This window comes from Pseudomonas cichorii (genome assembly GCF_019719005.1).
Taxonomy (GTDB): domain Bacteria; phylum Pseudomonadota; class Gammaproteobacteria; order Pseudomonadales; family Pseudomonadaceae; genus Aquipseudomonas; species Aquipseudomonas cichorii_E.
Window position 1 is genome coordinate 60,338 of record NZ_JAIGPJ010000021.1, and the last position, 18,240, is coordinate 78,577.

The following is an 18,240-nucleotide window of genomic DNA, read 5'->3' on the forward strand; positions in this document are numbered from 1 at the left end:
AAGCTGCTTTCTACTTGCGGCTGCCCGGAGGGCCTATGAGTTATGTGATCGACCGACGCCTCAATGGCAAGAACAAGAGCACGGTGAATCGCCAGCGGTTTCTGCGGCGTTACCGTGATCACATCAAAAAAGCAGTGGAAGAAGCCGTCAGCCGTCGCTCCATTACCGATATGGAACATGGCGAACAAATCAGCATTCCCGGCCGCGATATCGACGAGCCGGTGCTTCATCATGGTCGCGGAGGCAAACAGACGGTTGTCCATCCCGGCAACAAGGAATTCTCCAGCGGCGAGCACATCGCCCGTCCGCAAGGTGGTGGCGGTGGCAAAGGACCTGGCAAGGCCAGCAATTCCGGCGAAGGCATGGACGAGTTCGTCTTCCAGATCACTCAGGAAGAATTTCTCGAATTCATGTTCGAGGACCTGGAGCTTCCCAACCTCGTCAAACGCAACCTGACCGGCACCGACACCTTCAAGACCGTACGCGCCGGCATCAGCAACGAGGGCAATCCCTCGCGCATCAATATCATCCGGACCCTGCGTTCAGCCCATGCACGCCGCATCGCACTGTCCGGCAGCAGCCGCGCCAAGCTCAAGGAAACAGTGAACGAGCTGGAGCGTCTCAAGCGCGAAGAACCGGATAACTTCGGCGATATCCAGGAGCTGGAAGTAGAAATCGCTCGTCTGAAAGCACGTATTCGCCGCGTGCCTTACCTGGACACTTTCGACCTCAAGTACAACCTGCTGGTCAAGCAACCCAATCCAAGCTCCAAGGCCGTAATGTTCTGCCTGATGGACGTCTCCGGCTCCATGACCCAGGCAACCAAGGATGTCGCCAAGCGCTTCTTCATCCTGCTTTACCTGTTCCTCAAGCGAAACTACGACAAGATTGAAGTTGTGTTCATTCGCCATCACACCAGCGCCCGGGAAGTGGACGAAGAGGAATTCTTCTATTCACGGGAAACCGGCGGCACCATCGTTTCCAGCGCCCTGAAACTGATGCAGGAGATCATGGCCGAGCGCTATCCGAGCAGCGAATGGAATATCTATGCGGCCCAGGCTTCCGATGGCGACAACTGGAACGATGACTCACCGATCTGCCGCGAAATCCTCACCAAGCAGATCATGCCGTTCGTGCAGTACTACACCTATGTGGAGATCACGCCCCGAGAGCATCAGGCCCTATGGTTCGAATACGAACGCATCGGTGAAGAATTTGCCGACACCTTTGCCCAGCAACAGCTGGTCTCTGCCGGCGATATCTATCCGGTATTCCGTGAACTCTTCCAGCGCAGGTTAGTGACATGACCGCTAGAGAGCAGAAGCGCCAACCCCTTTCCACGGGGTCCGAGTGGACATTTGAACTGATCCAGGCCTACGACCGCGAAATCAGCCGTATCGCCGAGCGCTATGCCCTGGATACCTACCCAAATCAGATCGAGGTCATCACGGCCGAGCAGATGATGGACGCCTATGCCTCGGTGGGAATGCCGCTGGGCTATCACCACTGGTCATACGGCAAGCATTTCCTGAGCACCGAAAAATCCTACACTCGCGGGCAGATGGGTCTGGCCTACGAGATCGTGATCAACTCGGACCCGTGCATTGCCTACCTGATGGAAGAAAACACCATCTGCATGCAGGCACTGGTGGTTGCCCACGCCTGCTACGGGCATAACAGCTTCTTCAAGGGCAACTACCTGTTCCGCACCTGGACCGATGCCAGTTCGATCATCGACTACCTGGTCTTCGCCAAGCAGTACATCATGCAATGCGAAGAGCGCCATGGCATTGATGCAGTGGAAGACCTGCTCGACTCCTGTCATGCCCTGATGAACTATGGTGTCGACCGCTACAAGCGGCCCTACCCGATTTCAGCCGAAGAAGAGCGACGCCGACAAAAGGATCGCGAAGAACACCTGCAACGGCAGATCAACGACCTGTGGCGCACCATTCCCAAAGGTGCCGACAAGGGCAACAAGGAGGACAACGCCCGTTTCCCTGCCGAGCCACAGGAAAACATCCTGTACTTCATCGAGAAGCATGCGCCGCTGCTGGAACCCTGGCAGCGCGAAGTGGTGCGTATCGTGCGCAAGATTGCCCAGTATTTCTATCCGCAGCGCCAGACTCAGGTGATGAACGAAGGCTGGGCGACGTTCTGGCACTACACACTGATGAACGATCTGTACGACGAAGGCCTGGTCACCGATGGCTTCATGCTGGAGTTCCTGCAATCGCACACCAGCGTGGTCTATCAGCCTGGCTTCGACAGCCCCTATTACAGCGGCATCAACCCGTACACTCTGGGTTTTGCGATGTATCAGGACATTCGGCGCATGTGTGAGCACCCAACCGACGAGGATCGCCACTGGTTCCCGGAAATTGCCGGCACGGACTGGCTGACGGCGATCAAATTCGCCATGTCCAGCTTCAAGGACGAGAGTTTCATCCTCCAGTACCTGTCGCCCAAGGTCATTCGTGACCTCAAGCTGTTCAGCATCATGGATGACGACCAGAAAGACGACCTGCTGGTGCCCGCCATCCATGACGAAGCCGGTTATCGGACCATTCGGGAAACTCTGGCCGCTCAATACAACCTGGGCAACCGCGAACCCAACGTGCAGATCTACAGCATCGACCGCCGTGGCGACCGTTCACTGACGCTGCGCCATCAACAACACAACCGCAAACCGCTGGGCGATTCCACGGACGAAGTGCTCAAACACCTGCACCGCTTGTGGGGCTTCGATATTCACCTGGAAACCCTGCAAGGCGATCAGGTGATGAAAACCCACCATGTCCCGCCACGCGGTGAGCATGCAGAGGGTGATTACCCGCGACTCGATATGGCGGTTGTTCATCTCTGAAGAACATAACCGCAGAGAATGTTTTTAACTTTTAACCTCCGTAAGGACGACTCAGGTTTATCCTGTCGTGCTTATGGAGGTTTTTTATGCAGATTTATAAAGTTGGTGGCGCTGTACGCGACCGCCTGCTGGGTCAACCCGTTACCGATACCGACTGGGTCGTCGTAGGTGCCAGCGCCGATGAAATGCTGGTCAAAGGCTATCGTCCGGTGGGTACTGATTTTCCGGTCTTTCTTCATCCTCTGACGGGTGAGGAATACGCACTGGCTCGCACCGAGCGCAAAAGCGGCGTCGGCTACGGCGGCTTTGTCTTTCATGCCAGCCCTGATGTCACCCTCGAACAAGACCTGATCCGCCGCGACCTGACCATCAATGCCATAGCCGAAGACAAGGACGGTAATCTGACCGATCCCTATGGCGGACAGCACGATATCGAAGCCAGAGTCTTGCGCCACGTCTCACCCGCTTTCGCCGAAGATCCGCTCAGAGTATTGCGTGTCGCCCGCTTCGCAGCCCGCTATGCACCTTTGGGTTTCAGCATCGCGCCCGAAACACTGAAACTGATGCGCCAACTCAGCGAATCCGGTGAACTCAAGGCCCTGACACCCGAGCGCAGCTGGAAGGAAATATCCCGGGCGCTGATGGAAGATCAGCCTCAGGTTTTCATTCAGGTGCTGCATGACTGTGGTGCTCTCAAGGAACTGATTCCCGAAGTCGAGGCGCTGTTCGGCGTACCGCAGCCTGCCGCCCATCACCCCGAAATCGACACAGGCAAGCATGTACTCAGCGTGCTGGGGCAATCCGCCCTTCATCAACAGCCGCTGAGCGTACGCTGGGCCTGTCTGCTGCATGATCTGGGTAAAGGGCTGACACCGGAATCCGAATGGCCTCGGCATATCGCCCACGAACACAGGGGCCTGCGCCTGATAAAAGCGGTCAACGAGCGTTTCAAGGTGCCGAAGGAATGTCAGGAACTGGCGCTGCTGGTTGGCCAGTACCACACTCATGGACATCGCGCCCTTGAGCTCAAGCCCCTGACCCTGCTGGAGCTACTGCACAGCTTCGACGTCTACCGTCGCCCGCAACGCTTTGAGGAATTCATTGTGGCTTGCGAGATGGACGCTCGTGGACGCGACGGTTTCGAGGAGCGTAATTATCCACAGGCTGACTACCTGCGCGGCGCAGCCCATGCGGCCCGAACCGTTGCGGTCCAGCCCCTGGTGGAAAAGGGCTTGAAGGGACAGGACCTGGGGAATGCGCTGAAAAACGAAAGGCTGGATGCGCTCAAGGTGTACAAGGCTGAGTGCAGCGCCCTTCGCGAATGAATTCGCGCCTACACGGCATCCGGCGTTAATTGTTTACCGCGCCACTCGAACGCTACAGGCAAGAGCTGCTGATCGATCCGAGCATCGGCCCAGAGCGTGCCGAAAGGCACGCCAACACCCGGATGCAAGCGATCCGCCGCGATCAGCGACAAGGGCCACAACACAAAGGCGTTCTTGAGAATTTCTGCACGCGGCAGGATCAAACCGTCGAAATTACCGACCTGCTCACCATACAGAAGCACATCGATATCCAGCGGCAGCCCTTTGCGATCCGGAGCATAACGGCCGCTATCGGCTTCGATCATCTTCAAACGGCGGTCCAGATCCAGCAGCGGCAGATCGGTCAGGGCCGAAACGACCAGATTGAAAAACGGACCACTCTTGATCCCCACCGGCTGGCTTTCGAAGACCGGTGAGCAGGTCAGATCGCTCAGAAATGAATCGAGCGCATCCAGCCCGGCATGCAAATGCCTTTCGCGCTCGATATTACTGCCGAGCCCAAGAAAAACCCGAGTCAGGGACATCCGCGCTCGATCTCCACGCCCACGCCCTTGGCAGCGGCGACAGCGCCCGGCTTGGTCAGCCTCAGACGCAGCCAGGGAATATGAAACTCGCTCATCAGCACTTCGGCCAGACGCTCGGCAAAAGTCTCCACCAACTGGAACTGCGCCTGCTCGGCAAAAGCCTGGATGCGAGCGGAAACACTCGCATAGTCCAAGGCCTTGCTCAGGTCGTCACCCGCTGCGGCAGGCCGGTTATCCCAGGCAAAACTCAGGTCCAGCCGCAAGCACTGGCGAATGCCACGTTCCCAGTCATAAGCGCCGATCACCGTATCGACCTCAAGACCGTCAATGAAAACTCTGTCCAAGCACTACTCTCCACTGCACGACAAGGGCGCGATGCGCCGTTAGAATCAGGGCATCCTCGCCCGGAATGGTTAGCATGTTTTGGTCACTGGCTATTTTCGCCTACCTGCTCGGCTCACTGTCCTTCGCCATCCTGCTCAGCCGCCTCAATGGCAGCCCGGACCCACGTGCCAGTGGCTCGGGCAATGCAGGCGCGACCAACATGCTGCGTCTGGCCGGTAAAAAAGCTGCCGTCCTGACCCTGACAGGCGACCTCTGTAAAGGCCTGCTCCCCGTACTGCTTGCCAACCTTGGCGGCCTTGACCCGCGAGACCAGGCCTGGATTGGCCTTTGCGCCGTACTGGGCCATCTGTTTCCGTTGTACTTTCGTTTCAAGGGCGGCAAAGGCGTTGCAACCGCCGCCGGCATGCTGCTGGGGCTCTACCCTCCCGCAGCGGCACTGGCCATCACGACCTGGCTGCTGACGTTCTACCTGACCCGCACCAGCTCGCTCGCCGCGCTGATCGCCACACCGTTGACCCTGCCACTGCTGGCCTGGCAGGAACCCCGGGCATTATTGCCCATGAGTGTCCTGACCCTGCTGATCGTCTGGCGTCATCGCGGCAATCTACGCGACCTGCTCGCCGGGCGCGAACGGCATTTCTGAAGGTGCGCATGAAAACGGCTCACCTTCGGCATGCCGCCCCTCAGATACCCGACAACTGCTCCATCGGCCAGCGTGCCTGCACACTGATACTCAAATCTTCCTTCTGGCCCGCCTGCAGACGCTGACAACCGGCAAATGCGATCATCGCGCCGTTATCGGTGCAGAACTCGGGACGAGCGTAGTAAACATGACCGCGCAGGCCCGCCAGCATGCTCTCCAGCGACTCTCGCAACGCCTTGTTGGCACTGACGCCACCGGCGATGACCAGGCTTTTGAGGCCGGTCTGCTTGAGTGCCCGCTTGCACTTGATGGTCAAAGTCTCCACTACCGCCTGCTGGAAGGCCAGAGAGATGTCGCAACGGGTTTGCTCGCTGTCGTCCCCAGCGCTCTGGCACTGCTGCCAGGCATTGAGGGCAGAGGTTTTCAGACCACTGAAGCTGAATTCCAGGCCAGGACGGTCGGTCATCGGACGCGGAAATACAAAACGCCCCGCTACACCGCGAGTCGCCAGACGGGAAATCTCGGGGCCACCCGGATATTGCAGGCCCATCATCTTGGCGGTCTTGTCGAAAGCCTCGCCTGCGGCATCATCCAGGGTTTCGCCCAACAGCTCATAACGACCGATACCGTCGACCCGGACCAGTTGCGTATGCCCGCCGGACACCAGCAAGGCGACGAACGGAAACTGTGGCGGCTGCTCTTCAAGCATCGGCGCCAGCAGATGACCTTCCATGTGATGAACACCAAGGGCCGGAATATCCCAGGCAAATGCCAGGGCCTGGGCACATGACGCACCGACCAGCAAGGCGCCGACCAGACCCGGCCCGGCCGTGTAGGCAATGGCATCGATATCGGTCGCGACACAGTCCGCTTCAGCCAGCGTCTGGCGAATGAGAGGCAGCATGCGCTTGACGTGATCGCGCGATGCCAGCTCTGGTACCACGCCACCATAAGCACGATGCAGGTCGATCTGACTGAACAATGCATCAGCCAGCAAACCGCGTTCGCTGTCGTAAAGAGCGACGCCGGTTTCGTCGCAGGAAGTTTCTAATCCCAGTACTAACATGGGTTTGCGCCTTGTAGGGGGCAGATTTGAAGGCGCGCATGATAGTCGTCGCAAAAGGCTCCGACCAGCGGTTTTCGATCAGAGGCTTTGCATTCCTCTCAATGAGGGGTTAACATCCGCAACCCTTAAAAACCGACGTACTTTTGTGCAGTGTTTGCACGAGGCGTTGACCCCGGTAATGAATGAAGGTAGCTCTGGATGCCAGCCGTCAAAGTTAAAGAGAACGAACCCTTCGACGTAGCTCTGCGTCGTTTCAAGCGCTCCTGCGAAAAAGCCGGTGTTCTGGCTGAAGTTCGTAGCCGCGAATTTTACGAGAAGCCGACTTCCGAGCGTAAGCGTAAGGCAGCTGCTGCTGTCAAGCGTCACGCCAAGAAAGTCCAGCGCGAACAGCGCCGCGCCGTTCGTCTGTATTAATTTACAGCCTTACGTCGCAAGCTTCTGCCTTGCCCGGCCATCAAAGCCGGGCTGTCGGCAGTTGGAGCACTAGCCTCACGCTTCATTGACAGAGGCTGTCGAAGCCGCACACGCGACCAAGACAAATCCGTCAAAGCACGTCCAGCCTGCTTCAGGCAACGTTGATTGATCTGTCCTTCGGGCAGGCTTGATCAATGAGCATGACGAGCATGCCTTGATGACTTCGCAAGAAGCTCAGCCAAGGCAGCGTCTCTTGCGATCCCTCAGTGAACACCAAAGCTCAAGGCTGAAGTCGAATTCACATGAAATCGCTGCACACTTATTTCCTTTCAAGGCTGCAGGCCCGATTATCGGATGCCGATACCCGCCCGCATCTCGCTATTCTTGCTGACAAAGGCGGCTGAAATGTTCGCGCACGCTTACAGATTCGCCACGATAATTTCGTAATACGCCTGATGACGAGAACGCCATGGCAGGGCTGATTCCCCAAAGCTTCATTGACGACCTTCTGAACCGCACCGACATCGTCGATGTTGTCAGCTCGCGCGTGCAATTGAAGAAAACCGGGAAGAATTTCAGCGCCTGCTGCCCGTTCCACAAAGAGAAAACACCCTCTTTCAGCGTCAGCCCGGACAAACAGTTCTATTACTGCTTCGGCTGTGGCGCAGGCGGTAACGCGCTTGGCTTCGTCATGGACCACGACAACCTGGACTTTCCCCAGGCGGTCGAGGAGCTTGCCAAAGCAGCAGGCATGGAAGTCCCTCGGGAACAGAACGTCAAAGGCCAGAAGCCGCGCCAGCCGACCGACTCCCCGCTGTACCCGCTGCTGGCAGCCGCCGCCGAGTTCTATCGTCAGGCCCTGAAAAGCCACCCGATGCGCAAGGCCGCCGTGGACTACCTCAAGGGTCGCGGCCTGTCCGGCGAGATCGCCCGGGACTTCGGCATGGGGTTCGCCCCGCCCGGCTGGGACAACCTCTACAAGCACCTGAGCAGCGACACGCTTCAGCAAAAGGTCATGATCGATGCCGGCCTGCTGATCGAGAACGCGGAAACCGGCAAGCGCTACGACCGCTTTCGCGACCGGGTCATGTTTCCGATCCGCGACTCACGAGGCCGCGTCATTGCCTTTGGTGGCCGGGTACTGGGCGACGACAAACCCAAGTACCTGAACTCCCCTGAAACCCCGGTCTTTCACAAGGGCCAGGAGCTGTACGGCCTGTTCGAGGCACGCAAATACAATCGCAACCTCGACGAAATCATCGTCGTCGAGGGCTACATGGACGTCATCGCCCTGGCCCAGCAAGGCCTGCGCAATGCCGTCGCGACACTCGGCACCGCAACCAGCGAAGAGCACTTGAAACGGCTGTTCAGGGTCGTGCCCAACGTCCTGTTCTGCTTCGACGGCGACCAGGCCGGCCGCAATGCCGCATGGCGCGCACTGGAAGCCACCCTGTCGAGCCTGCAGGACGGACGACGCGCCCGCTTTCTGTTCCTGCCCGAAGGCGAAGACCCGGACACTCTGGTGCGCTCCGAAGGCACCGATGCTTTCAAGGCACGCATCAATCAGCATGCCCAGCCGCTGGCCGACTATTTTTTCGAGCAGTTGACCAAGGAGTCCGACCCGCGCTCCCTCGAAGGCAAGGCCCATATGGCCACCCTCGCAGCACCGCTGATCGACAAGGTTCCCGGCGCCAATCTGCGCACGTTGATGCGTCAGCGCCTCAGCGAAATCACCGGCCTTAACAACGAAGCCGTCAGCCAGTTGGTACAAAGTGCGCCTGCAGATGTGCCTCCCAGCTACGATCCGTACGTCGATTACGACGCAATGCCGGATTTCGCGGATTACCAGCAGCACGGCGGCCACGAAGAGCAGCCGCAATGGACGCCCAAGAAAGCCGGTGGTCAGAATCAGAAAAAATGGGACAAGAAGCCCTGGGACAAAAAGGGCAAGCGTCAGGAGTTCGAACCTCGTGCACCACGTGTACCAACGGCCGTAGAACCGCCGTTGCAAGCGGCACTGAGAACCCTGCTGCATCACCCGGAACTGGCCGAGAAAGTCGAAAATGCGAGCCATTTCGCCGCAGAAGACCACGCACAGGCGCAGTTACTGGTCGCCTTGATCGAGGCCAGGCAAAAGAATCCGAATCTTCGGTCGTTACAATTGATAGCGCGTTGGCATGGCACGGAACAGGGCCGATTGCTGCGCGCATTGGCAGAAAAGGAATGGTTGATCGAGGCCGATAACCTTGAACAACAGTTTTTCGACACTATAACTAGGCTATCAGATAGACAACGTGTGCGACGCATTGATGAACTGGTCGATAAAGGCAGCAAAATCGGCCTGACAGCAGAGGAAAAAACCCTGCTCGTCCAGCTATATAATCGCAATGTTTCTGCACAAAACCCGACCTCAACTGGCGCGTGAGGTCACAGCTCGGGTATAATCCTCGGCTTGTTTTTTGCCCGCCAAGACCTTCAGTGGATAGGGTGTTATGTCCGGAAAAGCGCAACAGCAGTCTCGTATCAAAGAGTTGATCACCCTGGGTCGTGAGCAGAAGTATCTGACTTACGCAGAGGTCAACGACCACTTGCCTGAGGATATTTCAGATCCTGAGCAGGTGGAAGACATCATCCGCATGATCAATGACATGGGGATCCCGGTACACGAGAGTGCTCCGGACGCAGACGCCCTGATGCTGGCCGATGCCGATACCGATGAAGCCGCCGCAGAAGAAGCGGCCGCAGCATTGGCAGCGGTTGAAACCGACATCGGTCGTACTACCGATCCCGTGCGTATGTACATGCGCGAAATGGGTACCGTTGAACTCCTGACCCGTGAAGGCGAAATCGAAATCGCCAAACGTATCGAGGAAGGCATCCGTGAAGTGATGAGCGCCATCGCGCACTTCCCTGGCACGGTTGATCATATTCTCTCCGAATACGAGCGTGTCACGAGCGAAGGCGGCCGCCTGTCCGACGTTCTGAGCGGTTACATCGACCCGGACGACGGCATTGCACCGCCGGCCGAAGTCCCGCCGCCTATCGACGCAAAAGCAGCCAAGGCTGACGACAGCGACGATGACGAAGAAGAATCGGGCGACGCTTCCGACGATGAAGAAGAAGCCGAAAGCGGTCCTGATCCGGTCATTGCCCAGCAGCGCTTTGGCGCCGTTGCCGACCAGATGGAAATCACCCGCAAGGCGCTCAAGAAATTCGGTCGTGAAGACAAGAATTCCATCGCCGAACTGGTTGCCCTGGCTGAACTGTTCATGCCGATCAAACTGGTTCCAAAACAGTTTGAAGGCCTGGTAGAGCGCGTTCGCAGTGCACTTGATCGTCTCCGTGCTCAAGAGCGCGCGATCATGCAACTCTGTGTGCGTGATGCCCGCATGCCACGTGCCGACTTCCTGCGCCAGTTCCCCGGCAACGAAGTTGACGAAAGCTGGACCGACGCACTGGCCAAAGGCAAGAGCAAGTACGCCGAAGCCATTGCCCGTCTGCAGCCGGACATCCAGCGTTGCCAGCAGAAGCTGACCGCGCTCGAAGAAGAAACCGGCCTGAAGATTGCCGAGATCAAGGACATCAACCGTCGCATGTCGATCGGTGAGGCCAAGGCCCGCCGCGCGAAGAAAGAGATGGTCGAAGCGAACTTGCGTCTGGTTATCTCCATCGCCAAGAAGTACACCAACCGCGGCCTGCAATTCCTCGACCTGATCCAGGAAGGCAACATCGGCCTGATGAAAGCGGTGGACAAGTTCGAATACCGTCGTGGCTACAAGTTCTCGACCTATGCAACCTGGTGGATCCGTCAGGCGATCACTCGCTCGATTGCCGACCAGGCACGCACCATCCGTATTCCGGTGCACATGATCGAGACGATCAACAAGCTCAACCGTATTTCCCGCCAGATGCTGCAGGAAATGGGTCGTGAACCGACTCCGGAAGAGCTGGGCGAACGCATGGAAATGCCTGAGGACAAGATCCGCAAGGTACTGAAGATCGCCAAAGAGCCGATCTCCATGGAAACCCCGATCGGTGACGACGAAGACTCGCATCTGGGTGACTTCATCGAAGACTCGACCATGCAGTCGCCAATCGATGTCGCCACTGTTGAAAGCCTGAAAGAAGCCACGCGTGAAGTGCTGTCGGGTCTTACCGCCCGTGAAGCGAAGGTTCTGCGCATGCGTTTCGGCATCGACATGAATACCGACCACACGCTGGAAGAGGTTGGTAAACAGTTCGACGTAACCCGCGAGCGGATTCGTCAGATCGAAGCCAAGGCACTGCGCAAGCTGCGTCACCCGACAAGAAGCGAGCACCTGCGCTCGTTCCTTGACGAGTAACAGCACACGCAAGTCAAAACCCCCGGCCCGCCGGGGGTTTTGCTTTTCTGGCATAACACTTTCCGGTTAGTAGTTTTTTCACCCCTTCCCCAACGCCGTCTACACTCGTCTCATTACTATCCGCCGCTATGAGGCTGCCATGTTACGACTGTCGGCCATCACACTCTTTTGTCTGATCGGCTCCATAGCAAACGCCAACACCCAGGACTTGCCTGCCCGGCCTCATCAAACACAGAACCCAGGCTCATGGCTCGCCCAGCAGGACTCCAAAGCCTTGCTACTCGCGTCGGACAACACGCTGACGAGCCTGCAACAGCCCGAAGTTCACAGTTGGATAAACCACGAACCGGTGCATTGGGAAAACTTTCTACTTTATGGCCTGCCGGGCTTATTACTACTTTCGGCTGCTCTTGCAGTGGTTATCCGTAATAACCGAAAGCTCAGCCTGGAGATTTCCCGCGGCATCGAGCTGGAGCAGAAACTTCGTGGCAGCGAACATCATTACCGGGGGCTGGTAGAAAGCCTTTCCGCCGTGGCCTGGGAAGCCAACCCGGAAAAGATGACCTACAACTACGTCTCGCCGCAGGCAGAAAGCCTGCTGGGTTATCCACTGTCGAAATGGCTGCAACCTGGCTTCTGGCGCAGCATCGTGCACCCCGAAGACCTGAATGCTGCCGAAACCTTCTGCAAGCAACAAGCCTTGAGCGGCAATGATCACAGCCTCGACTACCGGGTCCGCAATGCCGAAGGGCGGACACTCTGGATCCGGGACATCGTCAGCCTGATCAAGCACGGGCCGGATCCCGTCATTCGCGGCCTGATGATCGACATCAGCGACAGCAAGCTGACCGAGGAAGCCCTGCGCCTGTCCGAAGGGAAATTCGCCTCGGTCTTTGCCCAATGCCCGGATATCCTGATCATCGCCCGCCTGTCCGACGGCATCATTCTCGAGGTCAACAAAGCCTTCGTGACCCAGATCGGCATGAGTAGCGAAGAAGTCATCGGTAAAACCGCCACGCAAATCAACCTGTGGGCAGTGCCGGGAGTCGGTCCGGGCTTGCTGGAGCGCCTGCAACAGGACCGGATCCGCAACCTGGAAATGCCTCTGCGGCGCAAGGACGGGCGCACCTTTTCCTGCCTGATGTCAGCCGAACCCTTCGAGATGAGCACAACGCCAGCCGTATTGCTCACCATCAGCGATATCACGCCCCTCAAGCAGGCCCAGCAGCAGTTGCAACTCTCTGAAGAGAAGTTCGCCAAGGCCTTCCATTCATCACCCGACGGCCTGCTTATCGCCCGGACCAGCGACGGCCTGCTGCTGGAGGTCAATGAAGGTTTCTGCCGGATGACCGGCTACAGCGAAAGCCAGTGCCTTGAGCGCTCAGGCCTCGACCTGCAGATATGGGTCGACCCTCATGAACGCCAGCAACTGATCAAGCAACTGCAACAAAATGGCGTGGTACGGGATTTTCGCGGCCAGATCCGGCACCTGGACGGACAGGTCAGGCTTTGCGAAATGTCATCGCATCCCCTGCTCATCGCCGGGGAAGAATGCATCATGACCCTGGCCCGGGACATTACCGAGCGCCAGCAGATGCAGGAGAAACTGCACCTGGCCGCCACCGTCTTCGAGAGTACCGCCGAAGGCGTGCTGATCACCGATACGCGCCAGCGCATCAACGCCGTCAACCGGGCGTTCAGCGAAATCACCGGCTACGGCGAGGATGAAGCACTGGGCCAGACACCTCGCCTGCTCGCCTCGGGCCAGCATGACAGCGCCTTCTATGCGGCCATGTGGCATCAATTGAGCGCAGAAGGACACTGGCAAGGAGAAATCTGCAACCGCCGCAAGAATGGCGAGCTTTACCCCTGCTGGCTGACGATCAGCGCCGTGCGTAACAAGGATCGCTTCATCACCCACTTCGTCGCCGTCTTTGCCGACATTTCCAGTCTCAAGCACGCCCAGGCGCGCCTGGACTATCAGGCCCATCACGACCCCTTGACCGGCCTGCCCAACCGCACGCTGTTTGAAAACCGCCTGCACTCTGCCCTGTTGCACAGCGAAGAATCGGGCAGCCTCGGTGCCGTGTTGTTTATCGATCTGGATCGCTTCAAGCACATCAACGACAGCCTCGGGCACCCCGTGGGCGACCTGCTTCTCAAAGGCATCGCACAGCGCCTCAAGGAGACGCTGCGCGACATCGACACCGTGGCGCGCCTGGGCGGCGATGAATTCATCGTCCTGCTGCCCGGCCTGCTGCAACCCGGAGATGCACAAACCATCGGCAACAAACTCCTGGCCTGCTTCACGGCGCCTTTCCAGGCGGGCGAGCACGAGTTCTTCATGAGTGCCAGCATCGGCAGTTGCCTGTTCCCCACCGATGGCACCGACGTCGCCACGCTGGTCAAGAACGCCGATGCGGCGATGTACCGCTCCAAGGCCAAGGGCCGCAACCGGATCGAAAGCTACACCCGCGACCTGACCTCCCAGGCCAGCGAAAGGATCGCCCTTGAACAGGAACTGCGCAGAGCCATCGAACGCAACGAACTGAGCCTGTCCTACCAACCCAAGACCAGCCTGCTGACCAACAGACTGGTAGGCGCCGAAGCCCTGATTCGCTGGAGCCACCCGACCTTTGGCGAAGTGCCGCCCGAGCACTTCATCCCGTTGGCGGAAGAGAACGGCATGATCCTGCAAATAGGCGACTGGGTTCTGGAACACGCCTGTCGTCAGATGTACGAATGGCGCAAGAACTACGCGCCTTTCGGCCCGCTCTCGGTCAATCTGGCCGGCGCCCAGCTACGCCAGCCCAATCTGCTCAAACGCATCGAACAGCTGCTCGCAGACAACGACCTGGAGCCCGGCTGCCTGCAACTGGAAATCACCGAAAACTTCATCATGAGCCAGACAGAAGAAGCCCTGTCGGTGCTCCACAAACTGAAAAAACTCGGCGTCCAGCTGGCCATCGACGACTTCGGCACCGGCTACTCATCCCTGAGCTACCTCAAGCGCCTGCCTCTGGACATCCTGAAAATCGACCAGTCCTTCGTCCGCGGCCTCCCGGAAGACACCCACGACGCCGCCATCGTCCGCGCCATCATCGCCCTGGGCCGCAGCATGCAACTCACCATCATCGCCGAAGGCGTGGAGAACCCCGAACAACAGAAATTCCTGACCGAACACGGCTGCGAACAGATCCAGGGCTACATCGTCAGCCTCCCCTTGCCACCCGAGGAATTCTGCTCCAGATTTCTTCTTATGAATCTTTCGGATTTTTCGGATAGCACAGCCGCGAAACCGCCGTTATAATCCGCGGCCTACTGAGGGCCCATAGCTCAGTTGGTTAGAGCAGAGGACTCATAATCCTTTGGTCCACGGTTCGAGTCCGTGTGGGCCCACCATGTTTTAGAAAGCCGCGCTTTGCGCGGTTTTTTTGTTTTTGTGCCTCCCTGAGCAGAACATGTCCACAAAGTGACCACCACACCTTCCGGGCTATCGGGATACACAATCCGAAATCTATTTCAACGTCCGCAAAGACGCGAGCAAGAAAACACCCTGAAGCTGTTCGTCGAGAGTGCATACGTCCGGGACGAAGACGCGGACAATGAGCCAGTCAATTTCAAAAAAGCTGACAAGATGCAGGCTTGGAAGCTGCTTCTGAAAAAGATCAGAGGGGAGCCTGTGCGGGGGCATCGTGGAAATAATCTGCGGCTCGGAAGATCCCGGCCGTAAAAAAAGCCCCCCCCCCCCCCGATGAAGGGGGGTTCGCGGATGCCCTTAGGGCGAACCCATCAACCGGCACGACCGGAACCAATGGCGGCATCTGAACACGCATGATTCACGATAGATCAAGAGATCTCTCTCAGGCCTAATGAATGCGCGCTCCGTGTATATCCAGACCGCGTCAGGCTACTCAAATTTGAGCAAGGGATCAACGGTCTCGGGCATTTCAAAACCATCGGTAACCGCCTAAGCTATTAGCGCACTCATGCAGTCCATCAGTGGCAACTCAAAAAATCGCCACTCCCACCATTACACAAACGCCAAAACAGGAAACATACTTCCTGCTAAAAACAACCCCACCTAGCTGGCCTTGAAACCTCTGGCATCAGGCCCAAGCCAAGATTCCGGCTACCCTCGCGAATTCTGGCTGAGAGAGCATAGGAAATGTAGGTCCACTGGAACAATTGACCACCACAACTGGATGACAAGTGCTATAGGGTACGGGCTGCTAAAATTCTCCAAGATAACTGATGAATAGCACGGGCGCCCCAAGGCTTTATGCGCGTCACGCAGTCCTGTAATGGGCCAATACAGACGCAAGACGTGTCTCTGCCGATCGCACAGGCCTATCGTCAAGCTGGGCCAAAATCCGGAAAAAACTCTTGCTTAACTCCGCTAATTTGATCAATTCTTAACACGCCATCAAAACCTGAAAAATCAAGCTGAGAAATATGACACTCGACATCAGGGGAAGCATAAAAAACACGAAACTAAGCTCAAATCCATATGTGGTTTTTGAAGAGCTAATTTCCAACTCTATTGATTCATATCTTATCAGAAAACATAGTGATCAAAGCGTTGAAAGCTTGCAAATCACTATCACCGTAGATTTGTTATCCGACTTGATCGGAGGCACCGAAAGCGTATCGGTGTCTTGCGTCGACAATGGGTGTGGCTTTGGAGATGATCAGCTTAAGGCATTCCTAACTAAAGATACCTCATATAAAGATGACCTTTCCATCTCAGGAATTGGAAGATGCAAAGGGGCTGGAAGAATCCAATTCTTCCATCATTTCTCTTCTCTTTCTATCGATAGTACCTTTCGTCAAGGGAGGGATTTGATTCGGCGAGAGATGCACTATAAAGAGCCGCAAAAACAAATCGATGCACATCATTTCACTAGCGACTCAGGAAGTACGAGTGCGATAGGTACATCTTTCAAATTAAGCGAGCTCAAAGACAACATAAGAAGCCGAACTTTGCCTACTGAAGGAATATCAAATCATTACTCAGCATCGACATTGAAGAAAACCGTCCTCGTAACTTTCCTTCAACGACTTATCGGACTTGAAAATCAATTAGGACAGTTTGAAATATCCTTTACAACACACCAAAGTGGAGCAGCCGTACAAAATGAGCTATTAACACGTGCCGATCTACCAATTGTAACCAGCGAGCGTATAGTTCAAATCAAGGAGCAAGATCCAAAAACAGGTACATACCTTAATACGACCCAAAACTTTAAGGTGTCTCACTATCAGCTGGATGCTAGACAATACGGATTACCCAAAAACTCGATTGCGCTCTGCGCCAAATCGTCCCCTGTCAAAGACATAACTCATCGATATCTAAGGACTCGAGCAGAGCAGAACAATCCAGTACATGGCTTGCACCATATAGTTCTGATCGAAAGCGATTACCTGGATCAAAGTGTTAATGAGCAGCGGGATAACTTTGAAAATATACCGGAGGAGATCCCAAGCGGGGAAATATTTTCGACTGGAAAAATATCTTATGCCTCAATTTATGATGCTATAGACTTGACCATCCACGAAATGGTAGTACCCACAAGCTGGAATAAGGAAACCGTTCTCTTAGAGATCATTGAACAGTTTGGCATCACTGAAGCAATGCTTCATGATACTTCAACCCGCATAATGTATGGCGAATCAGCACATGCAGTTGCTGAACGTGTTTTAAAGAAATATCAAGAAAGAGTAGTCGACGAAACCGTTGAAATATTTAATCTCAAGGAAGAAATAATAAACACAGAACCTGACACAGATGAGTTTCGAATAAAAATAAATGAACTTTCATGGAAGTACACTTCTTCATTAAAAAATTTTGATATGGCAAATCTATCACAACTAATCGTGCGCAGGGCCGCAATTGTTCAAATATTGGATCTGGCATGCAGCAAAAGTCTTAAAATGCAACAGATTACTGATAACACCAAACGTAAAGATGAGCGCATCATACACAGCATCTTCTTTCCGATGAGAAAAGATAGCTCTGATGTTAGCGACCACGACATATGGCTATTAAGTGAAGAATATCACTACTACGATTATATCGCGTCAGACATGCCTTTATCGAGTATCACCTGGGATGATGGAAAGAAACTTTTTGATGAGGATATAGACAAGGACTTTATGGAGCTTCTTGCAAAACGAGCAAGCGACAATGGAGGCAAGCGACCAGATATCGCGTTATTTAGCAAGGAGGGCTCAGCAATAATCCTTGAGTTTAAAGCTCCAGGTGTATATATGGACGATCATATCGGTGATTTGTCAGAGTACGCCCAGTTGCTTGCTGCAAAATCAGGCGGAAAGCTAAAAAAAATATACGGCTATCTGATAGGTGACACAGTAAACCCGTTACGATTGAATGGATGGACGCCATTTCCGACAGGAAATGGATGGTTTCAGTCTGGGGCGCTTCTTGACCACCGAACCAGGTATCCTCTCGGTGAAACCTATTTTGAGATACTGCATTTCGCCGATGTTATTAAACGAGCAAAAAAGCGCATAGGTATTTATCAAAGCAAACTGAAGCTCAATTTAGAGCCCGAAAAATAACACATAATAAATATTTAAAAGTGACGAGAGCGAACATTATAGAGCTGTCCGATAGATGTATATTAGTAGCACAGCAAGACTGGGGACTAACCACAAACACGCTCCTTCCTACATCAGACAGCCGATACTAAA

Annotated in this window: 12 protein-coding genes and 1 tRNA gene; 10 read left to right on the top strand and 3 right to left on the bottom strand. The window is 55.6% G+C overall.

Going from position 1 to position 18,240, the window contains the following annotated elements; translation table 11 throughout:
• Window positions 1–35 precede the first annotated feature (35 nt).
• From K5D32_RS16150 to K5D32_RS16160, 3 genes are all read left to right on the top strand, one after another.
• Entirely contained in the window at window positions 36–1,307 is a 1,272-nt protein-coding gene (locus K5D32_RS16150) for a YeaH/YhbH family protein (protein ID WP_221577896.1), read from the top strand.
• Complete coding sequence (locus tag K5D32_RS16155) at window positions 1,304–2,866, top strand: SpoVR family protein (protein ID WP_221593942.1); 1,563 nt, start codon at window positions 1,304–1,306, stop codon at window positions 2,864–2,866. Before K5D32_RS16150 ends, K5D32_RS16155 begins: the two co-directional genes overlap by 4 nt.
• 86 nt (window positions 2,867–2,952) lie before the next feature.
• Complete coding sequence (locus tag K5D32_RS16160; RefSeq protein WP_221601014.1) at window positions 2,953–4,191, top strand: multifunctional CCA addition/repair protein; 1,239 nt, start codon at window positions 2,953–2,955, stop codon at window positions 4,189–4,191.
• Window positions 4,192–4,199: 8 nt separating this feature from the next.
• Here the strand turns inward: K5D32_RS16160 and folK are convergent, their stop codons facing one another.
• Together folK and folB are read right to left on the bottom strand one after the other, a co-directional pair.
• On the bottom strand, window positions 4,200–4,715 hold the full coding sequence (gene folK, locus K5D32_RS16165) for a 2-amino-4-hydroxy-6-hydroxymethyldihydropteridine diphosphokinase (RefSeq protein ID WP_221577899.1): 516 nt from the start codon (window positions 4,713–4,715) through the stop codon (window positions 4,200–4,202).
• Window positions 4,706–5,059, bottom strand: a complete 354-nt coding sequence (gene folB / locus K5D32_RS16170; protein WP_198724423.1) for a dihydroneopterin aldolase — start codon at window positions 5,057–5,059, stop codon at window positions 4,706–4,708. The genes folK and folB overlap by 10 nt, the downstream gene beginning before the upstream one ends.
• Window positions 5,060–5,133: 74 nt before the next feature.
• On the opposite strand from folB, the gene plsY reads away from it, so the two are divergent.
• On the top strand, window positions 5,134–5,703 hold the full coding sequence (gene plsY, locus K5D32_RS16175; protein ID WP_221577900.1) for a glycerol-3-phosphate 1-O-acyltransferase PlsY: 570 nt from the start codon (window positions 5,134–5,136) through the stop codon (window positions 5,701–5,703).
• Between the two features lie 40 nt (window positions 5,704–5,743).
• Here the strand turns inward: plsY and tsaD are convergent, their stop codons facing one another.
• Window positions 5,744–6,769: a tRNA (adenosine(37)-N6)-threonylcarbamoyltransferase complex transferase subunit TsaD gene (gene tsaD / locus K5D32_RS16180; RefSeq protein ID WP_221577901.1), complete on the bottom strand. Its 1,026-nt coding sequence runs from the start codon at window positions 6,767–6,769 to the stop codon at window positions 5,744–5,746.
• Window positions 6,770–6,967: 198 nt separating this feature from the next.
• Between tsaD and rpsU the strand changes: the two genes are divergently transcribed.
• The 6 genes from rpsU (at window position 6,968) to K5D32_RS16210 (ending at window position 18,108) form a co-directional block, all read left to right on the top strand.
• Window positions 6,968–7,183, top strand: a complete 216-nt coding sequence (gene rpsU / locus K5D32_RS16185) for a 30S ribosomal protein S21 (protein WP_002551877.1) — start codon at window positions 6,968–6,970, stop codon at window positions 7,181–7,183.
• 469 nt (window positions 7,184–7,652) lie between these two features.
• Entirely contained in the window at window positions 7,653–9,608 is a 1,956-nt protein-coding gene (gene dnaG, locus K5D32_RS16190; protein WP_221601016.1) for a DNA primase, read from the top strand.
• Between the two features lie 67 nt (window positions 9,609–9,675).
• Complete coding sequence (gene rpoD / locus K5D32_RS16195; RefSeq protein ID WP_025258329.1) at window positions 9,676–11,526, top strand: RNA polymerase sigma factor RpoD; 1,851 nt, start codon at window positions 9,676–9,678, stop codon at window positions 11,524–11,526.
• Between the two features lie 139 nt (window positions 11,527–11,665).
• Entirely contained in the window at window positions 11,666–14,836 is a 3,171-nt protein-coding gene (locus tag K5D32_RS16200; protein ID WP_221601017.1) for a bifunctional diguanylate cyclase/phosphodiesterase, read from the top strand.
• A 15-nt stretch (window positions 14,837–14,851) separates the two neighbouring features.
• Window positions 14,852–14,928, top strand: a tRNA-Ile gene (locus K5D32_RS16205).
• Window positions 14,929–15,981: 1,053 nt separating this feature from the next.
• The gene (locus K5D32_RS16210) at window positions 15,982–18,108 is read left to right on the top strand and encodes a hypothetical protein (protein WP_260407416.1); all 2,127 of its coding nucleotides are present in this window, start codon (window positions 15,982–15,984) and stop codon (window positions 18,106–18,108) included.
• The last annotated feature ends 132 nt before the right edge of the window (window positions 18,109–18,240 follow it).